The 17,784-nt window shown below is 67.5% G+C and carries 14 protein-coding genes and 1 tRNA gene; 8 read left to right on the top strand and 7 right to left on the bottom strand.

Going from position 1 to position 17,784, the window contains the following annotated elements:
- Positions 1–119: 119 nt before the first annotated feature.
- Both ASE76_RS01210 and galU read left to right on the top strand, forming a co-directional pair.
- Positions 120–3,026, top strand: a complete 2,907-nt coding sequence (locus tag ASE76_RS01210; RefSeq protein ID WP_055833505.1) for a valine--tRNA ligase — start codon at positions 120–122, stop codon at positions 3,024–3,026.
- 127 nt (positions 3,027–3,153) lie between these two features.
- A complete protein-coding gene (gene galU, locus ASE76_RS01215; RefSeq protein ID WP_055833508.1) occupies positions 3,154–4,080 on the top strand; it encodes a UTP--glucose-1-phosphate uridylyltransferase GalU in 927 nt (308 codons plus the stop codon).
- A gap of 93 nt (positions 4,081–4,173) precedes the next feature.
- Here the strand turns inward: galU and ASE76_RS01220 are convergent, their stop codons facing one another.
- The 3 genes from ASE76_RS01220 to cysM are packed head-to-tail and all read right to left on the bottom strand — an operon-like array spanning position 4,174 to position 5,908.
- On the bottom strand, positions 4,174–4,401 hold the full coding sequence (locus tag ASE76_RS01220; protein WP_055833511.1) for a sulfurtransferase TusA family protein: 228 nt from the start codon (positions 4,399–4,401) through the stop codon (positions 4,174–4,176).
- Between the two features lie 26 nt (positions 4,402–4,427).
- On the bottom strand, positions 4,428–4,982 hold the full coding sequence (locus ASE76_RS01225; protein ID WP_055833513.1) for an NUDIX domain-containing protein: 555 nt from the start codon (positions 4,980–4,982) through the stop codon (positions 4,428–4,430).
- Positions 4,983–5,005: 23 nt separating this feature from the next.
- Positions 5,006–5,908, bottom strand: coding sequence for a cysteine synthase CysM (cysM, locus tag ASE76_RS01230; protein WP_055833517.1), 903 nt, complete (start codon positions 5,906–5,908; stop codon positions 5,006–5,008).
- Between the two features lie 141 nt (positions 5,909–6,049).
- On the opposite strand from cysM, the gene ASE76_RS01235 reads away from it, so the two are divergent.
- From ASE76_RS01235 to rsxB, 3 genes are all read left to right on the top strand, one after another.
- A tRNA-Leu gene (locus tag ASE76_RS01235) sits at positions 6,050–6,134 on the top strand.
- A gap of 239 nt (positions 6,135–6,373) precedes the next feature.
- Positions 6,374–7,810, top strand: a complete 1,437-nt coding sequence (locus tag ASE76_RS01240; protein WP_055833520.1) for a polyhydroxyalkanoate depolymerase — start codon at positions 6,374–6,376, stop codon at positions 7,808–7,810.
- Positions 7,811–7,854: 44 nt separating this feature from the next.
- Positions 7,855–8,529 (top strand): electron transport complex subunit RsxB, encoded by a 675-nt coding sequence (gene rsxB, locus ASE76_RS01245; protein ID WP_055835425.1) that lies wholly within the window; start codon positions 7,855–7,857, stop codon positions 8,527–8,529.
- Between the two features lie 32 nt (positions 8,530–8,561).
- Here the strand turns inward: rsxB and dusA are convergent, their stop codons facing one another.
- Complete coding sequence (gene dusA / locus ASE76_RS01250) at positions 8,562–9,563, bottom strand: tRNA dihydrouridine(20/20a) synthase DusA (RefSeq protein ID WP_201781817.1); 1,002 nt, start codon at positions 9,561–9,563, stop codon at positions 8,562–8,564.
- A gap of 229 nt (positions 9,564–9,792) precedes the next feature.
- On the opposite strand from dusA, the gene ASE76_RS01255 reads away from it, so the two are divergent.
- Both ASE76_RS01255 and ASE76_RS01260 read left to right on the top strand, forming a co-directional pair.
- Positions 9,793–11,694 (top strand): M14 family metallocarboxypeptidase, encoded by a 1,902-nt coding sequence (locus ASE76_RS01255; protein ID WP_055833524.1) that lies wholly within the window; start codon positions 9,793–9,795, stop codon positions 11,692–11,694.
- 162 nt (positions 11,695–11,856) lie between these two features.
- On the top strand, positions 11,857–12,261 hold the full coding sequence (locus tag ASE76_RS01260; RefSeq protein WP_055833528.1) for a hypothetical protein: 405 nt from the start codon (positions 11,857–11,859) through the stop codon (positions 12,259–12,261).
- 75 nt (positions 12,262–12,336) lie between these two features.
- Here the strand turns inward: ASE76_RS01260 and ybaL are convergent, their stop codons facing one another.
- Positions 12,337–14,043: a YbaL family putative K(+) efflux transporter gene (gene ybaL / locus ASE76_RS01265; protein ID WP_055833531.1), complete on the bottom strand. Its 1,707-nt coding sequence runs from the start codon at positions 14,041–14,043 to the stop codon at positions 12,337–12,339.
- Between the two features lie 222 nt (positions 14,044–14,265).
- Positions 14,266–15,006, bottom strand: coding sequence for an acetoacetyl-CoA reductase (gene phbB / locus ASE76_RS01270; protein WP_055833534.1), 741 nt, complete (start codon positions 15,004–15,006; stop codon positions 14,266–14,268).
- Positions 15,007–15,253: 247 nt separating this feature from the next.
- Here phbB and ASE76_RS01275 point away from each other — a divergent pair, with 247 nt between their 5' ends.
- The gene (locus ASE76_RS01275) at positions 15,254–16,420 is read left to right on the top strand and encodes a methyl-accepting chemotaxis protein (RefSeq protein ID WP_369793347.1); all 1,167 of its coding nucleotides are present in this window, start codon (positions 15,254–15,256) and stop codon (positions 16,418–16,420) included.
- Positions 16,421–16,579: 159 nt separating this feature from the next.
- On the opposite strand, the gene ASE76_RS01280 is transcribed toward ASE76_RS01275, so the two are convergent.
- Positions 16,580–17,758 (bottom strand): acetyl-CoA C-acetyltransferase, encoded by a 1,179-nt coding sequence (locus ASE76_RS01280; protein WP_055833539.1) that lies wholly within the window; start codon positions 17,756–17,758, stop codon positions 16,580–16,582.
- Positions 17,759–17,784: the final 26 nt, after the last annotated feature.

The following is a 17,784-nucleotide window of genomic DNA, read 5'->3' on the forward strand; positions in this document are numbered from 1 at the left end:
CCTGCGGCACCTGCTGGCGCACCGGGTGGAATCGCCCCGCGGCGCACCCCGCTAAAATCGCGGCGTTCTGCCCCTTATTTCGACGGCACCTCCGGGTGCCGTTTTCCATTGCCCGAGCCATGAGCGACGCCCAGCCCTCCACCCCCGCGCAACCGGGCCTCGATGCCCTCTCCAAGTCCTTCGAACCCGCCGCGCTCGAAGCGCACTGGGGCCCGCTGTGGGAGCAACGCGGCTACGCCCGCGCCGGCTACCGCGGCACCGGCGAAGCGAAAGCCGGCGCACCGGCCTTCTCGATCCAGCTGCCGCCGCCGAACGTCACCGGCACGCTGCACATGGGCCACGCCTTCAACCAGACGGTGATGGACAGCCTCACCCGCTACCACCGCATGAAGGGCGCCAACACCCTGTGGGTGCCCGGCACCGACCACGCCGGCATCGCCACCCAGATCGTGGTGGAGCGTCAACTGCAGGAGCAGAAGGTCAGCCGCCACGACCTGGGCCGCAAGAATTTCGTTGCCAAGGTCTGGGAGTGGAAGGAGCAGTCGGGCAACACCATCACCACCCAGATGCGCCGCATGGGCGACAGCGTGGACTGGTCGCACGAATACTTCACCATGGATCCGAAGCTCTCGAAGGTCGTCACCGAGACCTTCGTGCGCCTCTACCAGCAGGGGCTGGTGTACCGCGGCAAGCGCCTGGTCAACTGGGATCCGACCCTGAAGACGGCCGTCTCCGACCTGGAAGTGGAGAGCGAAGAGGAAGACGGCTCGCTCTGGCACATCCGCTACCCGCTGGCCGACGGCTCCGGTGAATCGGTGGTGGTCGCCACCACCCGGCCCGAGACGATGCTGGGCGATACCGCCGTCATGGTCCACCCCGAGGACGAGCGCTACGCCCACCTGATCGGCAAGCAGGTCACGCTGCCGCTGTGCGACCGCACGATCCCGGTCATCGCCGACGACTACGTCGACAAGGCCTTCGGCACCGGCGTGGTCAAGGTCACGCCGGCCCACGACTACAACGACTACGCGGTCGGCCAGCGCCACGGCCTGCCGACCATCGGCATCCTGACGCTCGACGCCACCATCAACGACAACGCACCGGCGGCCTACCGCGGACTCGACCGCTTCGTCGCCCGCAAGAAGGTGGTGGCCGACCTGGATGCGCTCGGCCTGCTGGTCGAGGTGAAGAAGCACAAGCTGATGGTGCCGCGCTGCGCCCGCACCGGCCAGGTGGTCGAGCCGATGCTCACGGACCAGTGGTTCATGGCGATGAACAAGGTCGGTACCGACGACGCCACCGGCAAGTCGATCGCGCAGAAGGCGATCGACGCGGTCGACAGCGGCGCGGTGCGCTTCGTGCCCGAGAACTGGGTCAACACCTACAACCAGTGGATGCACAACATCCAGGACTGGTGCATCAGCCGCCAGCTCTGGTGGGGCCACCAGATCCCGGCGTGGTACGACGAGGACGGCACCGTCTACGTCGCCCGCGACGAGGCCGACGCGCAAGCCCAGGCGCCCGGCAAGACCCTGACCCGCGACGCCGACGTGCTCGACACCTGGTACTCCTCCGCCATGGTGCCGTTCAGCACGATGGGCTGGCCCGAGCAGGGCACCGCCGACACCGACGACTACAACCTCTACCTGCCCTCCTCCACCCTGGTGACCGGCTACGACATCATCTTCTTCTGGGTCGCCCGGATGATCATGATGACGACCCACTTCACCGGCCGGGTGCCGTTCAGGGACGTCTACATCCACGGCCTGGTGCGCGACGCGCAGGGCAAGAAGATGAGCAAGTCCGAGGGCAATGTGCTTGATCCGGTCGACCTGATCGACGGCATCGCGCTGGAACCGCTGCTGGGCAAGCGCACCACCGGCCTGCGCAAGCCCGAGACCGCGCCTACGGTGCGCAAGAACACCCAGAAGGAGTTCCCCGACGGCATTCCCGCCTTCGGCGCCGATGCGCTGCGCTTTACCTTCGCCTCGATGGCCTCGCTCGGCCGCAGCATCAATTTCGATTCGAAGCGCTGCGAGGGCTACCGCAATTTCTGCAACAAGCTTTGGAACGCCACCCGCTTCGTGCTGATGAACTGCGAAGGCCGCGACTGCGGCCTGGCGGAACACACCAAGGCCGACTGCCAGCCCGGCGGCAGCGCCCACGGCTACCTGCGCTTCAGCCAGGCCGACCGCTGGATCAGTTCGGCCCTGCAGCGGGTCGAAGCCGAGGTGGAGAAGGGCTTCGCCGACTACCGCCTCGACAACGTCGCCACCGCCGTCTACGAGTTCGTCTGGAACGAGTTCTGTGACTGGTACCTGGAGATCGCCAAGGTGCAGATCCAGACTGGCGACGAAGCCCAGCAGCGCGCCACCCGCCGCACCCTGATCCGCACGCTGGAAACTCTGCTGCGGCTGGCCCACCCGGTGATTCCGTTCATCACCGAAGAACTGTGGCAGAAGGTGGCGCCCGTGGCCGGACGACTGGCCGCGGACGCCGAGGCGTCGATCAGCGTCGCGGCCTATCCGCAGAGCCAGCCCGACCGGATCGACCTGCAGGCCGAGGCGCATGTCGCCAAGCTCAAGGCGCTGGTCGACGCCTGCCGCACCCTGCGCGGCGAGATGAACGTCTCGCCGGCCACCCGGCTGCCGCTGTTCGCGGTCGGCGATGCCGACTTCATGCGCGATGCGGCCCCGGCGCTCAAGGCGCTGGCCAAGCTGGGCGAGGTGCGGGTGTTCGACGACGAGGCCGCCTGGCAACAGGCCGCGCAGGCGGCCCCGGTTGCGGTGGTGGGCGACGCGCGGCTCTGCCTGCACATGGAGATCGACGTGGCGGCCGAGAAGCTGCGCCTCGGCAAGGAAGTCGCCCGGCTCGAAGGCGAGATCGCCAAGGCCCACGCCAAGCTCGGCAACGAGGCCTTCATCGCCAAGGCGCCACCCGCCGTCATCGACCAGGAGAAGAAGCGGGTGGCCGAGTTCGGCGACGCGCTGGAGCGCCTACGCGGACAGCTTGTACGATTGGGCTGACAGACGCCCTGCGGGCCTGCCGCTAGCATGGCCCGAGCCCTTCGGTGGGCCATGATCGTTTTCGTGCGCCCGCCTGCAAGCGGACGCCCCGACCCTCTTTCCCCGTCCAGTCCAAGGAAACCGTCGCATGAGTTCTTCCTCCCGCCGCATCAAGAAGGCTGTCTTCCCGGTCGCCGGCCTCGGCACCCGCTTCCTTCCGGCCACCAAGGCCCAGCCCAAGGAGATGCTGCCGATCGTCGACAAGCCCTTGATCCAGTACGCGGTCGAGGAGGCCTACGCCGCCGGCATCCGGCACATGATCTTCATCACCGGCCGCAACAAGCGCGCGATCGAAGACCATTTCGATACCGCCTACGAGCTGGAAAGCGAGCTGGAAGCGGCCAACAAGCACAAGCTGCTGGAAATCCTGAAGTCGATCCAGGCCGACGACATGGTGCTGTCCTACGTGCGCCAGCCGCGGATGCTGGGCCTGGGCCACGCGGTGCTGTGCGCCGAGCATCTGGTGGGCAACGACCCGTTCGCCGTGCTGCTGGCAGACGATCTGATGGTCGGCAACCCGCCGGTGCTGGCCCAGATGGCGCAGGTGTTCGAGCGCACCGGCGGCTCGGTCCTGGCGGTGCAGGAAGTGCCGCAGGAGCAGACCAAGCGCTACGGTATCGTCGCCGGCGACATGGTCGAAGACCGTCTGATGAAGGTCAGCGGCATGGTCGAGAAACCCGACCCGTCGGTCGCACCGTCCCGCATGGGCGTGGCCGGCCGCTACATCCTGACGCCGGGCGTCTTCGACCAGATCCGGCAGCAGAAGCAGGGCGTGGGCGGCGAGATCCAGCTCACCGACGGCATCGCCGGCCTGATGAAGACCGAGTGGGTCTACGCCCTGCAGTACGAGGGCAAGCGCTACGACTGCGGCAGCAAGGAAGGCTTCCTGGAAGCGACGGTCGAACTGGCCCTGCAGCATCCGGAAGTCGGCACCTACTTCCGCGAATACCTGAAGAACCTGGACGTCCCCGGCGCCCAACGCCGGCAGGACGTCCCGGCCACGCCGGTCGCCTGACCGGCGCGCGCCATGCGGCAAAAAGGGCAGGACCTTGCGGTCCTGCCCTTTTTGCATGGGCGCCCCGCATCTGCCGGGGCGTTGGGACGGCGCTCAGCGCCGCCGCAGCACGTGGATGTAGTCGGTACCTTCCGTCTGCTGCTCCACCAGCTCGTTGCCCGTCTGCCGGGCGAACGCCTGGAAGTCGCGCACCGAGCCCGCATCGGTCGATACGACCTTGAGCAACTGCCCGCTGTGCAGCTCCGACAGCGCCTTCTTGGCCTTGAGAATGGGCAGCGGGCAGTTCAGGCCGCGGGTATCGAGTTCTTTGTTGACGTCCATATCTTTTCCGTAGAGCTGCGCCGATTCTAGGCAGACGCATCGGCAACAGGCTGCGGTGCCGGCCATTCCGCGAAGGTGGGCTCGATGCCCTTGCCGCGCAACCACTCCGCCATCGCATAGCCGGTGCCCGCCGGCCAGCACACCACATTCTCGGGCGCCAGCAGTTTGTACTCCGCCAGTTCGGGCGAGAGCGCGATCTCGCCGTCCGCCACCACGTGGTAGGCGATCAGCACCTGGTTCATCCGCAGGAACTCGTAGACGCCGATGAGCCGCGTGGACTGCACCACCAGGTTGGTTTCTTCCAGCACCTCGCGGGCGATGCCGGCCTCCGGCGACTCGCCGGCCTCCATGAAGCCGGTGATCAGGGCGAACATCCGGTGCGCCCATGCCGCGTTGCGGGCCAGCAGCACCTGGCCGCAGTACTCCACGATGGCTGCCAGCACCGGGGTCGGGTTGTTCCAGTGCGTCCAGCCGCAGGCCGGGCAACGGCTGCGTGTCTTCTCGCCGCCGTCTTCCACCATCGTCGTCGGCTGCAATGCCGTCGCGCAGCGGGGGCAGAAACGGAAATCCGAATCGGGCATGGCTGGGCGCTGCGTGCGGAGTGCTAAGCCGGGAAAACGCCGGTCGACAGGTAGCGGTCGCCCCGGTCGCAGACGATGAAGACGATGGTCGCGTTCTGCTCGCGCTGCGAGATCTGCTGGGCGACCCAGCAGGCCCCCGCAGCGGAGATGCCGCCGAAGATGCCCTCTTCCCGGGCCAGGCGGCGGCACATCTCTTCCGCGTCGGATTGCGCCACGTTCACCGTCTCGTCGACCAGGCTCCCGTCGTAGATCGCCGGCATGTATTCGGCAGGCCACTTGCGGATGCCCGGGATGCGGGAACCTTCGGCCGGCTGCGCACCGATGATCTGCACCGACGGTTTCTTGCTCTTCAGATAGCGCGAAACGCCGGTGATCGTGCCGGTAGTCCCCATCGCGCTCACGAAGTGGGTGATGCGACCATGGGTCTGCTCCCAGATCTCAGGACCGGTCGTCTCGAAATGGATGCGCGGGTTGTCCGGATTGCCGAACTGGTCGAGCACCCGGCCCTTGCCGTCCTTCTGCATCTGTTCTGCCAGATCTCGGGCGTATTCCATGCCGCCGCTCTTGGGCGTCAGGATGAACTCGGCACCGAAGGCCTTCATCGTCTGCGCCCGCTCGACCGACAGGTCCTCCGGCATGATCAGCAGCATGCGGTAGCCCTTGATCGCCGCCGCCATCGCCAACGCGATGCCGGTATTGCCCGAGGTCGCCTCGATCAGCGTGTCGCCCGGCCGGATGTCGCCGCGCTCTTCGGCCCGCCTGATCATCGACAGCGCGGGCCGGTCCTTCACCGATCCGGCCGGATTGTTGCCTTCGAGCTTGCCGAGTACGACATTGCCCGACACCGCGGCCTCTGCCGTGCCGATGCGCTGGAGTGCCACGAGCGGCGTCTGGCCGACGGTATCTTCGATGGTGGGGTACTGCATGCACGCACTGTGCCATAATTTCCGGCTTGCTTCCGGACACGGTCTTGCCGGAAGCGACGCGATTCGCGGACGCGCCCAAACAGCTTGCTTTCGGAGCCTGCCGTTCGCTGCAGTGCCGGCCACGGCATCGCGAGACTCCTTGCCCGAGTGGTGAAATTGGTAGACGCAGGGGACTCAAAATCCCCCGCCGCAAGGCGTGCCGGTTCGATTCCGGCCTCGGGCACCATCACTTTGCAGCTATCGAAACGGTAGCTTGTTTCGCATCTGAAGCGCTGATCGACCAGCGTTGCATGGACCGTCGCCGTCCTTCAGACTGCCTCGCACCGGTCGATAAATCACCCAGTAGCTCCAGCCCGCTCCGACGATGGGCGCCCCGTCTTACACCAGCATATGGCTAGGTAAAAGCATATTCCGTGGGCAATGGGCGGGTGCTACATTGCAGTGCAACATTTACGGGTGTCCCCAATGCTCTACCAGTTCTACGAAGCGCAGCGTTCCTTGATGGAACCGTTCGCGGACTTTGCGCTCGCAGCGTCCAAGATGTACAGCAACCCCCTGACGCCGATCGGGCAATCGCCGTTCGCGCAGCGGATTTCGGCAGGCTACGATCTGCTGCACCGGCTGGGCAAGGACTACGAGAAACCGACGTTCGATATCAAGACGGTGCCGGTCGACGGCGTGGACGTGGTCATCCACGAGGACATTCGCCTGGACCTCCCCTTTTGTGAATTGCGCCGCTTCAAGCGCTTCACCGACGACCCTGCGGTGCTCACCAAGCTGAAGGAGCAGCCGGTGGTGCTGATCGTGGCGCCGCTGTCGGGCCACTACGCCACCCTGCTGCGCGACACCGTCAAGACGATGCTGCAGGACCACAAGGTCTACATCACCGACTGGAAGAACGCCCGCCTGGTACCGCTGGCCGACGGCGAGTTCCATCTGGACGACTACGTCAACTACGTGCAGGAATTCATCCGCCACCTGCAGGCCTCCTATGGAAACTGCCACGTGGTCAGCGTCTGCCAGCCGACGGTGCCGGTGCTGGCCGCCGTGTCGCTGATGGCAGCGCGTGGCGAGAAGACGCCGCTGTCGATGACCATGATGGGCGGTCCGATCGACGCACGCAAATCGCCGACCTCGGTCAACAACCTGGCGATGAACAAGAGCTACGAGTGGTTCGAGAACAATGTGATCTACCGGGTGCCTGAAGGATTTCCGGGCGCGGGCCGGCGTGTCTACCCTGGATTCCTGCAGCACACGGGGTTCGTGGCGATGAACCCCGACCGGCATGCGAAGAGCCACTTCGACTACTTCAAGGATCTGATGAAGGGGGACGACGCCAGCGCCGAAGCCCACCGCAAGTTCTACGACGAGTACAACGCGGTGCTCGACATGGACGCCGATTACTACCTCGAGACGATCCGCACCGTGTTCCAGGATTTTCTTCTGGTCAACAACGCGTGGAACGTGAAAAGTGTCGACGGCACGGTCGAGCTGGTGCAGCCTTCGGCCATCTCCACCACCGCATTGCTCACCGTCGAAGGCGAACTGGACGACATCTCGGGCTCGGGCCAGACCGCCGCGGCCAACGACCTGTGCAGCGGCGTGCCTGAGAAGCACAAGCAGCACTACGAGGTGAAGGGTGCCGGCCACTACGGGATCTTCAGCGGCAGGCGCTGGCGCGACTTGGTGTACCCCAAGGTCCGCGCGTTCATCGCGAGCTACGACGAACAGACCAAGGCGGCCGCGAAGACCACGGCGGCGGTCGCAGCCCTGCCGGCGGCCCAGCGCGCGGTGGCAGCAGTGCGCCGTTCACCTTCCCGCAAGACGGCGGTGACCACCGTGGCCGTCGCACCCGCTGCCAAAAATCCCGCGGCCAAACGCACCCGCTCCAAACCTGCGTGAGCGGACGGGAGGTGGACCCAGCGGACGCCACGGTAGTGTCGGCCATGGTGGACCGCATCGACAGCGTGCTGCCCCAGACGCAATGCACACGCTGCGGATACCCGGACTGTCGCGGCTATGCCCAGGCGATCGCCGACGGCGCGGCCGGCATCGACCGGTGCCCGCCCGGCGGCACCGAGGGCATCGCGCGCCTGGCGGCCGTCACCGGCTTGCCCGTCACCGCGCTGGACCCGGCCTATGGACAAGAAGGGCCGCGGCAGCTGGCAGTGATCGACGAGTCGTGGTGCATCGGCTGCACCCTGTGTCTGGATGCCTGTCCGACCGACGCGATCCTGGGCCGCAACAAGCGCATGCACACTGTCGTGCCGGCCCATTGCACCGGGTGCGAGTTGTGCGTACCGGCCTGCCCCGTCGATTGCATCGCCATGGTTCCGGTGACCGGCACTGCGGTTGGCTGGGATGCCTGGTCGTCGGCGCAAGCCGCGGTGGCGCTGGAGCGCTACCGGCAGCATAAGCAAAGAAGCACGAGCAAAGGGCGTGATAACGATACGGCCGGAAGAACGCCGCCCGCCGGAAAGGAACGCACCGACCAGGCCGGCCCTGCTGCGGCTGTCGCCTCGGATGGTATGGCGGCGGCAAAACAACCTGCCCTCCCCATCGATCCCAAGCGCGCCATGATCGAAGCGGCCATGCGCAGGGCTCGCGCACTGCGCGGCTGAGGAACCGGGGCTGGGTCCCGAGCGGCGCTGATCTACGCGAGCGATCGCTCCAGCCGGCGCGCCTCTGCCAGCACCTCTCTTGCGCCGCACGTCTTCAGCCGGTGGTCGCTCCATACCTGTCGCCAGCGCCGTGCGCCGGGAAGGCCGTGCCGCAGGCCCAGCATGTGGCGAGCGACCGAGTGCCACGGCGTGCCGTGCTCCGCCGCTTCCCGCTCCATGTACTCCACCATCGCATCCTCTATCGACTCGCGTGTCTCGGCGAAGCTCGCAGCGCCGTAGAAGGCCGCGTCCCATTCCGTGAGCGTCCAGGGGTTGTGGTAGGCCTCGCGCCCCACCATCACGCCGTCCAGCACCGTCAACTGTTCCGCGATCTGTGCTGCCGTGGTGATTCCCCCGTTGACGGCGACCGTCAGCTGCGGGAAGTCCTGCTTCAACCGGCGCACCACCGCATACCGGAGCGGGGGAATGTCGCGGTTCTCCTTCGGGCTGAGGCCTTCGAGCCACGCGTTGCGCGCATGCACGACGAACACGTTGCATCCCGCCTCCGCGACGGTCCCCACGAAATCCCGCACGAAGTCGTAGCTTTCCACCCTGCCGATGCCGATCCGGTGCTTCACCGTCACCGGGACATCCACCACGTCCACCATGGCCTTGACGCCGTCGGCCACCAGCCGCGGCTCGTTCATCAGGCAGGCACCGAAGGCTCCACGCTGCACCCGCTCCGACGGGCAGCCGCAGTTCAGGTTGATCTCGTCGTAGCCCCAGTCCTCGCCGAGCCGTGCGGCCTTGGCCAGATCGGCCGGCTCGCTGCCACCCAGTTGCAGTGCGAGCGGATGCTCCTGCGGGTCGTAGCGCAGGTGGCGCGGCACATCGCCGTGCAGCAGCGCACCGGTGGTCACCATCTCGGTGTAGAGCAATGCACGGCGACTCAGCAGACGGTGGAAATAGCGGCAGTGGCGGTCGGTCCAGTCCATCATCGGGGCCACGGACACGACCTTGCCGGCGGTATTCAACAGGGGATAGGCGGGCTTCATCTCGAAAACGGAGAACTGCGGGAAAGCGGTCGATTGTCCGGCAAAGGTCCGCCTTGGAGCTTCGGCCGGGTGGAACGTCCTTTCGGCCAAACCGCGCAATCGGCAGATTCGCGAGCGGGCTTCGTAACAAAAGCCATCGACGCTCGCATTAATATGCTGCGCATTCCCGGCCGCAGGTGCTCGCTGCCCATGCGGCGCCCTGGCCCCCATCGATTCCGAGGAGACTTCCATGCGTCGACCCCATCATTTTTCCAGCGGTCGCGCAAGAGTTCCTCAGCAAGAGGCCTCTGCCGGATCCATTGCGTGCCGTATCCCCCGTCTGGCGCTCGTGGCACCGGTGGCACTGCTGCTCGCGGCATGCGGCTCCACGCCCCTGCCGCCGTGGCAGCCGCCCCGGGATCTGTCCACGTCCCGCCCGGTTCCGGCGGTGGTACGGCCTGCGGCGCCTGCGGTGGTGGACATGGCACCGGCGCCTTCCGCAGCCGTCGTCACGCCGGTCGCGCCCACGCCCTCGATGGCCGCGCCACCCGCGGATGCCCCAGTCGCCGTCGTGCCGCTGCAAGGCAGCGCCGACGCATTGCCCTACTCGGAGGCCGTCGCCGCACGTTTTCCCGACCCCGCCGTCCGCTACGGCACGCCCGGGCTGCAGCCCGACAGGCGCAGTTTCACCACCAATGCCGAGCTGGCCGCCTGGATGCAGAACCTGTCGGCCACCGCATCGCGGGCCGGTGCGATCCGCGCCGGGCTGCTGCCGATCGGCCGGTCGCAGCGCGGCGAGTCGATCGATGCGCTGGTCATCACGCGTTCGGCCAACACGGAGCCGTCGACGCTGCTCGCCGACGGTCGCCCGACCGTGCTGCTGGTGGGCCAGCAGCATGGCGACGAGCCCGCGGGCAGCGAGGCACTGATGGTCATCGCGCGTGAAGCCTCCCAGGGCCTGCTGGAGCCGCTGCTGGGCCGGATCAACGTGATCGTGCTGCCGCGCGCCAACCCCGACGGCGCAGAGGCCGGCACCCGCGTCACCGCCAACGGCATCGACATGAACCGCGACCACCTGGTGCTCCGCACGCCCGAGGCGCAGGCGCTGGCACGGCTGGTGCGCGACTACCGCCCGATGGTCGTGGTCGATGCGCACGAGTACACCGTGGTCGGCCGCTTCCTGCAGAAGTTCGGCGCGGTGCAGCGCTTCGACGGCCTGCTGCAGTACGCGACCGTGGCCAATCTGCCCGAGTTCGTGACCAAGGCGTCGGAGGAATGGTTCCGCCGTCCGCTGGTCACCGCGCTCAACCGGCAGGGCCTGAGCAACGAGTGGTACTACACCACTTCCACCGACCCCGAGGACAAGCGCGTCTCGATGGGCGGCACCCAGCCCGACACCGGCCGCAACGTCAACGGCCTGAAGAACACGGTGAGCCTGTTGCTGGAGACGCGCGGCGTGGGCATCGGCCGGCTGCAGATCCAGCGCCGGGTACACACCCATGTCACCGCGATGGCGAGCGTGCTGCAGAGCACTGCGGCACGTGCCGACGACCTGAAGCAACTGCGCTCTTTCGTCGACCGTGACGTCAGCGCACTCAGTTGCCGGGACGACGCGGTGGTCGAAGCCGCGCCGACGCCCGGCCGCCACAACCTGGTGATGCTCGATCCGGACACCGGTGCGGACCGCACGGTCGACGTGGAGTGGAACAACTCGCTGGTGCTGCGCACCGTCAAGACGCGCAAGCGGCCCTGCGGTTACTGGCTGTCCGCCTCGGCGGCCGACGCGGTCGACAAGCTCAGGCTGCTCGGCATCCAGGTGTTCAAGGTCTCGGAGCAGAGCTCCCTGCTGATGGACACCTACCGCGAAACCGCACGCCAATCGGCCGTCCGCCAGGACGTGCGCGGCGCCATCGCCGACGGCGGGGCCGGCGAGGTCGTGCGGGTCGACGTGGCCTTGGCCCGCACCCTGGTCGACGTTCCACCGGGCAGCTACTACGTGCCGCTGAGCCAGCCGCTGGCGCCGCTGGCGATGGCGGCGTTGGAGCCGGACACGCAGAACAGCTTCTTCGCCAACCGGGTCATCGAATCGCTCGCCGCGACCGCGCGGGTCGTCAGTCCACCGGGCCTGCGGCTCGAAGAGATTCAGCCGTAGTTCGGCCAGGGAGATGGGCACCGGCCGGCGTTCCGCGCAAACCCGACCGGGGTTCCCCCCCCGTTGCGGTGGGTTCGTCCTACAGGGACGGGAAACGCTTGCCGCTAGTCTCGGCTTTACCCGACCGCAACCGACAAGAGCCCACGAGGCAAGGAGCATCCCATGAGAAAGTTCGTACTCGATCCCGACATGCTGACGATGGGCGGCGTGTTCTATCCCAAGGGCCACATGGTGGTGATGTTTCCCGAAGCCGCGGATGCGCAGTCGACGGGCGAGGCATTGCTGGAAGCGGGGTTCACCGCCGACGAGGTCTTCACCGTCGACCCGGCCACCACGCGCCGCGAGATCAGCCGCACCGACGACGGTGCCGACATTCCCTTGCCCTCCGTCGGCACCGAGGGCGCCACCGTCCGCGCATTCGACGAACTTGCATCGAAGGGCCACCACGGCCTGGTCATACGTGCGGAATCGGCCGAGGAGACGGAACGCGCCATGGAGGTCGTACGCAAGGTGCCTTTCTCCCTGGCGCAGAAGTACCGGACGCTGGTGATCGAAGACCTGAAATAACATCGATCCGGCATACGTCCAGACGCAGCCTGCGGGCGGACGAAGCCCCCTTCAGCAGGAGCGTTCAGCGCGGCGTCAGGCGTGCCGGGCCGGCGGTTTCGCCGCGTGGTCCAGCACGTGCTGCGTCATCGAGTGGGCCAGTTCCTGCTCGCCCAGGAAGACCTTGCCGACATGCTCCTGCTCTAGCAGCTGCGTCTCTTCCTCGTTGTGCATCCGCACAACCACTTCGATATCGGGATTCAGCGTACGGGCGGTCGAGATGATCTGGCGCACGTCCATCGAGTCGGGGGTGGCGATCACCAGCATATGGGCCCGTGCGATGTGCGCCTGGATCAGCACTGAAGGCTCCGCCGCATTGCCCGAGACGGCGGCGATGCCCTCTTCCCGCAGGCGTTCGACCACCGCGCGGTTCTCGTCGGCGACGACGTAAGGAATCTCGTGGGCCGAGAGAGCCGCGGCGATGCGCCGGCCGACACGGCCATACCCCACCAGCACCACCTGCTGCGCCAGGTAGCGCGCGTGGGTGGTGGTGGGCAACTCGGCCAGCGGATCGTCCCGCTGTTCTAGCTTGCGCGCAAGTGCCGACCTGGCCAGCAGCCACTGCTGGATCGGCTGGATGCCCTTGAAGACCAGCGGATTGACCGCGATCGAGATCAGCGCACCGGCCAGCACCAGGCTCTGCCCCTCGGGCGGCATCAGGCCGAGCGAGGCGCCCAGCCCGACCAGGATGAACGAGAACTCGCCGATCTGCGCCAGACTGGCCGACACCGTCAGCGCGGTGTGCAGCGGGTAGCGGAACGCCAGCACCAGCCCGGCCGCGGCGATCGATTTGCCCACGATGATGATCGCGACTACCGCCAGCACCTGCAGCGGCCGGTCGACCAGCACCCGCGGATCGAACAGCATGCCGACCGACACGAAGAACAGCACCGCGAACGCGTCGCGCAACGGCAGCGATTCTTCCGCCGCCCGGTGGCTGAACTCGGATTCGCGCATCACCATGCCGGCGAAGAAGGCCCCGAGTGCGAACGACACGCCGAACAGCGCGGCGGAGCCGAACGCGATGCTCACAGCCGCCGCCACCACGCACAGCGTGAACAGCTCGCGCGACCCGGTGCGGGTCACCTGCCACAGGATCCACGGGAATACGCGCCGGCCCACCACCAGCATCAGCGCCACGAAGATCGCCACCTGCAGCAGGGTCCAGCCCAGCGTCCTGAGCAGTTCCTCGGTGCCGGTCGCCTCGCCGGTCCCACCCAAAGCCCCCGCGAGCGGCGGCAGCAGCACCAGCACCAGCACCATCGCTAGATCCTCGACCACCAGCCAGCCCACTGCGATGCGGCCGGTGAACGAGTCGAGGATGCCCAGCGTCTCCAGCGCCCGCAACAGCACCACCGTGCTGGCGACCGAAAGCGTCAGACCGAAGACCAGCGCCGCGCCGAAGCTCCAGCCCCACCACGTGGCCAGGGCGATGCCCATCAGCGTCGCCACGACGATCTGTACGATCGCACCGGGCAGCGCGATGCGTCGCACCGTCAACAGGTCGTCCAGCGAGAAATGCAGGCCCACCCCGAACATCAGCAGCATCACGCCGATCTCGGCTAGTTGCGCGGCGATCTCCGCATCGGCGACGAACCCCGGGGTGAACGGACCGATGATCACGCCCGCCAGCAGGTAGCCCACCAGCGCGGGCAGCCGCGCCTTGGTCGCGAGAAAGCCCAGGACGAGCGCGAGGCCCAGTCCGGCCGCGATGGTGTTGATGAGCGAGACGCTGTGGGGCATCGGCGGGCGGACTCCGTGTCGGGGGGCGGGCGATGGGTGCGGGGCGGCATCGAATAGCGGCCCGGCGGCGTGTGGTCTCTTATAACCGCAACGCCCGGCGAACCCGGGTGAATAACCCGGAATTCCAGCCACCGACAGGTCGTTCGGAACCCGCCCGCTTCCGGTCGCGGCAGGCATAAAAAAACCCGCCGAAGCGGGTTCCGTGGTGTGCGCTGCGCGACTTCAGTGCATGTGCAGGCCGCCGTTGACCGCGAACTCGGCGCCGGTGGTGTAGCCGCCCTCGTCGGACGCAAGCCACGCGATGATCGAGGCGATCTCGCCCGGCTCGCCCAGGCGCTTGACCGGGATGGTCGACACGATCTTGTCGAGCACGTCGGGGCGGATCGCCTTGACCATGTCGGTGCCGATGTAGCCCGGGCTCACCGTGTTGACCGTCACGCCCTTGGTCGCCATTTCCTGCGCCAGCGCCATCGAGAAGCCGTGCATGCCCGCCTTGGCCGCCGAGTAGTTGGTCTGGCCGGCCTGGCCCTTCATGCCGTTGACCGAGCTGATATTGATGATGCGGCCGAAGCCCTTCTCGACCATGTCGCCCACGACCTGCTTGGTGACGTTGAACATGCTGTTGAGGTTGGTCTCGATCACCGCGTCCCAGTCGTCGCGGCTCATCTTGAGGAACATGCGGTCACGGGTGATGCCGGCGTTGTTGACCAGCACGTCGATGCTGCCGTGGTCCGCCTTGGCCTTGGAGAAGGCCTCGACGGTCGAATCCCAGTCGCCGACGTTGCCGACCGATGCGTAGAAGGTGAAGCCGAGCGCCTTCTGCTCGGCCAGCCACTTGTCGAAATCGCGCGTGGGGCCGCAGCCGGCGACGACGGTGTAGCCCTCCTGGTGCAGCCGCTGGCAGATCGCGGTTCCGATGCCGCCCATGCCACCCGTCACATATGCCACTCTGTTTTTGACCATGTCGTTTGCCTTCCTGAATGAACCCACGCCGGGGAAACCGTTCGCCATGCAAGCACTGTACCCAAGAACGCCACCCGCTCCGGGCCTATCCGATCAGGGGAAACACCAAGCGCCGGCGACAGCGTATTGACATCTTTCATTTCTATACTGGTCGGCCCGCATACGGCCTGCGGATGCCCCCGCGGCCCGGCTGCTCGGTTGCCGTCCCACCGCCTTTTCCCTCCCCCTCCCCCAGAAAGCCAACACCGTGTCACTCGACAATATGAAGGTCGGACTTCGCCTCGCCCTGGGCTACGCCGTCGTGCTGCTGCTGGTCGTAGCGATCGTCGCCGTGGGCGTGTCCCAGCCCGGCGCGAGCGGCACGGCCCGGACGTGGATGCTGGTGCTGGGCGCCGCCGCGGTGCTGGTCGGCGTGCTGTCGGCCTGGGGCATTGCGCGCAGCATCGGCCCGCCGCTCGACGAGGCGATCCTGATCGCCGAGACGGTCGCCTCGGGCGACCTGAGCCAGGAGTTCGCGACCGAGCGCGGCGGCGATTTCGGCCGGCTGCTGGGCGCGCTCGGCAACATGGAAGACACCCTGACCGACCTGGTCACCCGGATCAAGGGCTCGACCGACCAGATCGCGGTCGCCTCCCGCCAGATCGACGCCGGCAACACCGATCTCTCGAAGCGCACCGAGGACCAGGCCGCGTCGCTCGAAGAAACCGCAGCGAGCATGGAGACGCTGACCGCCACCGTGCGACAGAACGCGGAGCGCGCCCGCTCGGCCAGCCAGCTGGCCACCGCGGCGTCCCAGACGGCCTCGCGCGGCGGCACGGTGGTTGGCGAGGTGGTCCACACGATGCAGGCGATCAGCGCCAGCTCGCGCAAGATCGTCGACATCATCCAGGTGATCGAGGGCATCGCGTTCCAGACCAACATCCTGGCGCTCAACGCCGCGGTGGAGGCGGCGCGTGCCGGTGAGCAGGGCCGCGGCTTCGCGGTCGTGGCGAGCGAAGTGCGCAGCCTGGCCCAGCGCAGCGCCACCGCCGCCAAGGAGATCAAGGGCCTGATCGACGATTCGGTGCAGCAGGTCGACAGCGGATCGCGTCTGGTGGGCCAGGCCGGCACCACCATGGGCGAGATCGTGCAGGGCGTGCAGCAGGTCTCGGGCCTGCTCGGCGAGATCTCGGCCGCGCTGGCCGACCAGAGTGCCGGCATCGAGGACGTGAACCATGCCGTGGCCCACATGGACACGGTCACCCAGCAGAACGCGGCGCTGGTGGAAGAAGCAGCGGCCGCCGCGACGGCCCTGTCGCAGCAGGCCGCCGAACTGCAGCGCGCCGTGGGCGAGTTCAAGCTCGACGACGACGATGCGCCCGTGCTGTCGCCGATGGCGCTGGCGCCACGCGGCACCCTGGTGGCGCTGCGCTAGGCGGCAACGCGCCAGGAAAAAGCCGCGCAACAGCGCGGCTTTTTTTGTCGGCCCTGCACCACTCGGTGCAAGGCGAGAAGGAGCCGTGGCGAGCAGCCCGAACGTGCGGCGAGGGCCTCAGCCGCTCGACAGGCCGGCGCAGCCGGTTCCCTCGCGCTTCTAGCGCTCGACCGTCAGCGCCACGCCCATGCCGCCGCCGATGCACAGCGAGGCGATGCCCTTCTTCGCGTCGCGGCGCTGCATCTCGTGCAGCAGCGTCACCAGGATGCGGCAACCGGATGCGCCGATCGGGTGGCCGATGGCGATCGCACCGCCGTTGACGTTGACCTTGCTGGTGTCCCAGCCCATCTCGTTGTGCACCGCGCAGGCCTGCGCGGCGAAGGCTTCGTTGATCTCCAGCAGATCCAGGTCGCCGGGCTTCCAGCCGGCGCGCTCCAGGGCCTTGCGCGAAGCGGGCACCGGGCCCATGCCCATGATGGCCGGATCGAGCCCGGTGGTGGCGTAGCTGGCGATGCGGGCCAGCGGCGTCAGGCCCAGCGCCGCGGCCTTCCTGGCGGTCATGACCATCACCGCGGCGGCGCCGTCGTTGATGCCCGAGGCGTTGCCGGCGGTCACGCCGCCGGCCTTGTCGAACGCGGGCTTCAGGCCGGCCAGCGCGTCCGCATTGGTCTTGCGGTTGATGAACTCGTCGGCGTCGAACACCACCGGATCGCCCTTGCGCTGGGGAATGTGCACCGGCGTGATCTCGGCCTTAAAGTAGCCCGCGTCCTGCGCCGCGGCGGCCTTCTGCTGGCTGGCCAGGGCCAGCGCGTCCTGCTGCTCGCGGGTGATGCCGTACTGCTTGGCCACGTTCTCGGCGGTGATGCCCATGTGGTACTGGTTGTAGACGTCCCAGAGGCCGTCGACGATCATGGTGTCGACCATCTTCCAGTCGCCCATGCGCTGGCCGTCGCGGGAGTTGGGCAGGATGTGCGGCGACGCGCTCATGTTCTCCTGGCCGCCCGCGATCACGATCTCGCTGTCGCCGGTGGCGACGGCCTGGGCCGCCAGCATCACCGCCTTCAGGCCCGATCCGCAGACGGCGTTGATGGTGAGGCCCGGCACCGCGTGCGGCAGGCCGCCCTTCAGCAGCGCCTGGCGCGCGGGGTTCTGCCCGGCACCGGCGGCCAGCACCTGGCCCATGATCACTTCGCCGACCTGGCCGGCTTCGAGCTTGCTGCGCGCCAGCAGTTCTCGGACGACGGTGCCGCCCAGCTCGGTGGCCGGGATCTTGGCGAGCGAGCCGCCGAACTTGCCGACGGCGGTGCGGGTGGCGGCGACGATGACGATGTCTTCCATGGGGATGCTCCTTGGGGGTCTTCGGG

It is taken from the genome of Xylophilus sp. Leaf220 (genome assembly GCF_001421705.1).
GTDB lineage: Bacteria > Pseudomonadota > Gammaproteobacteria > Burkholderiales > Burkholderiaceae_C > Xylophilus.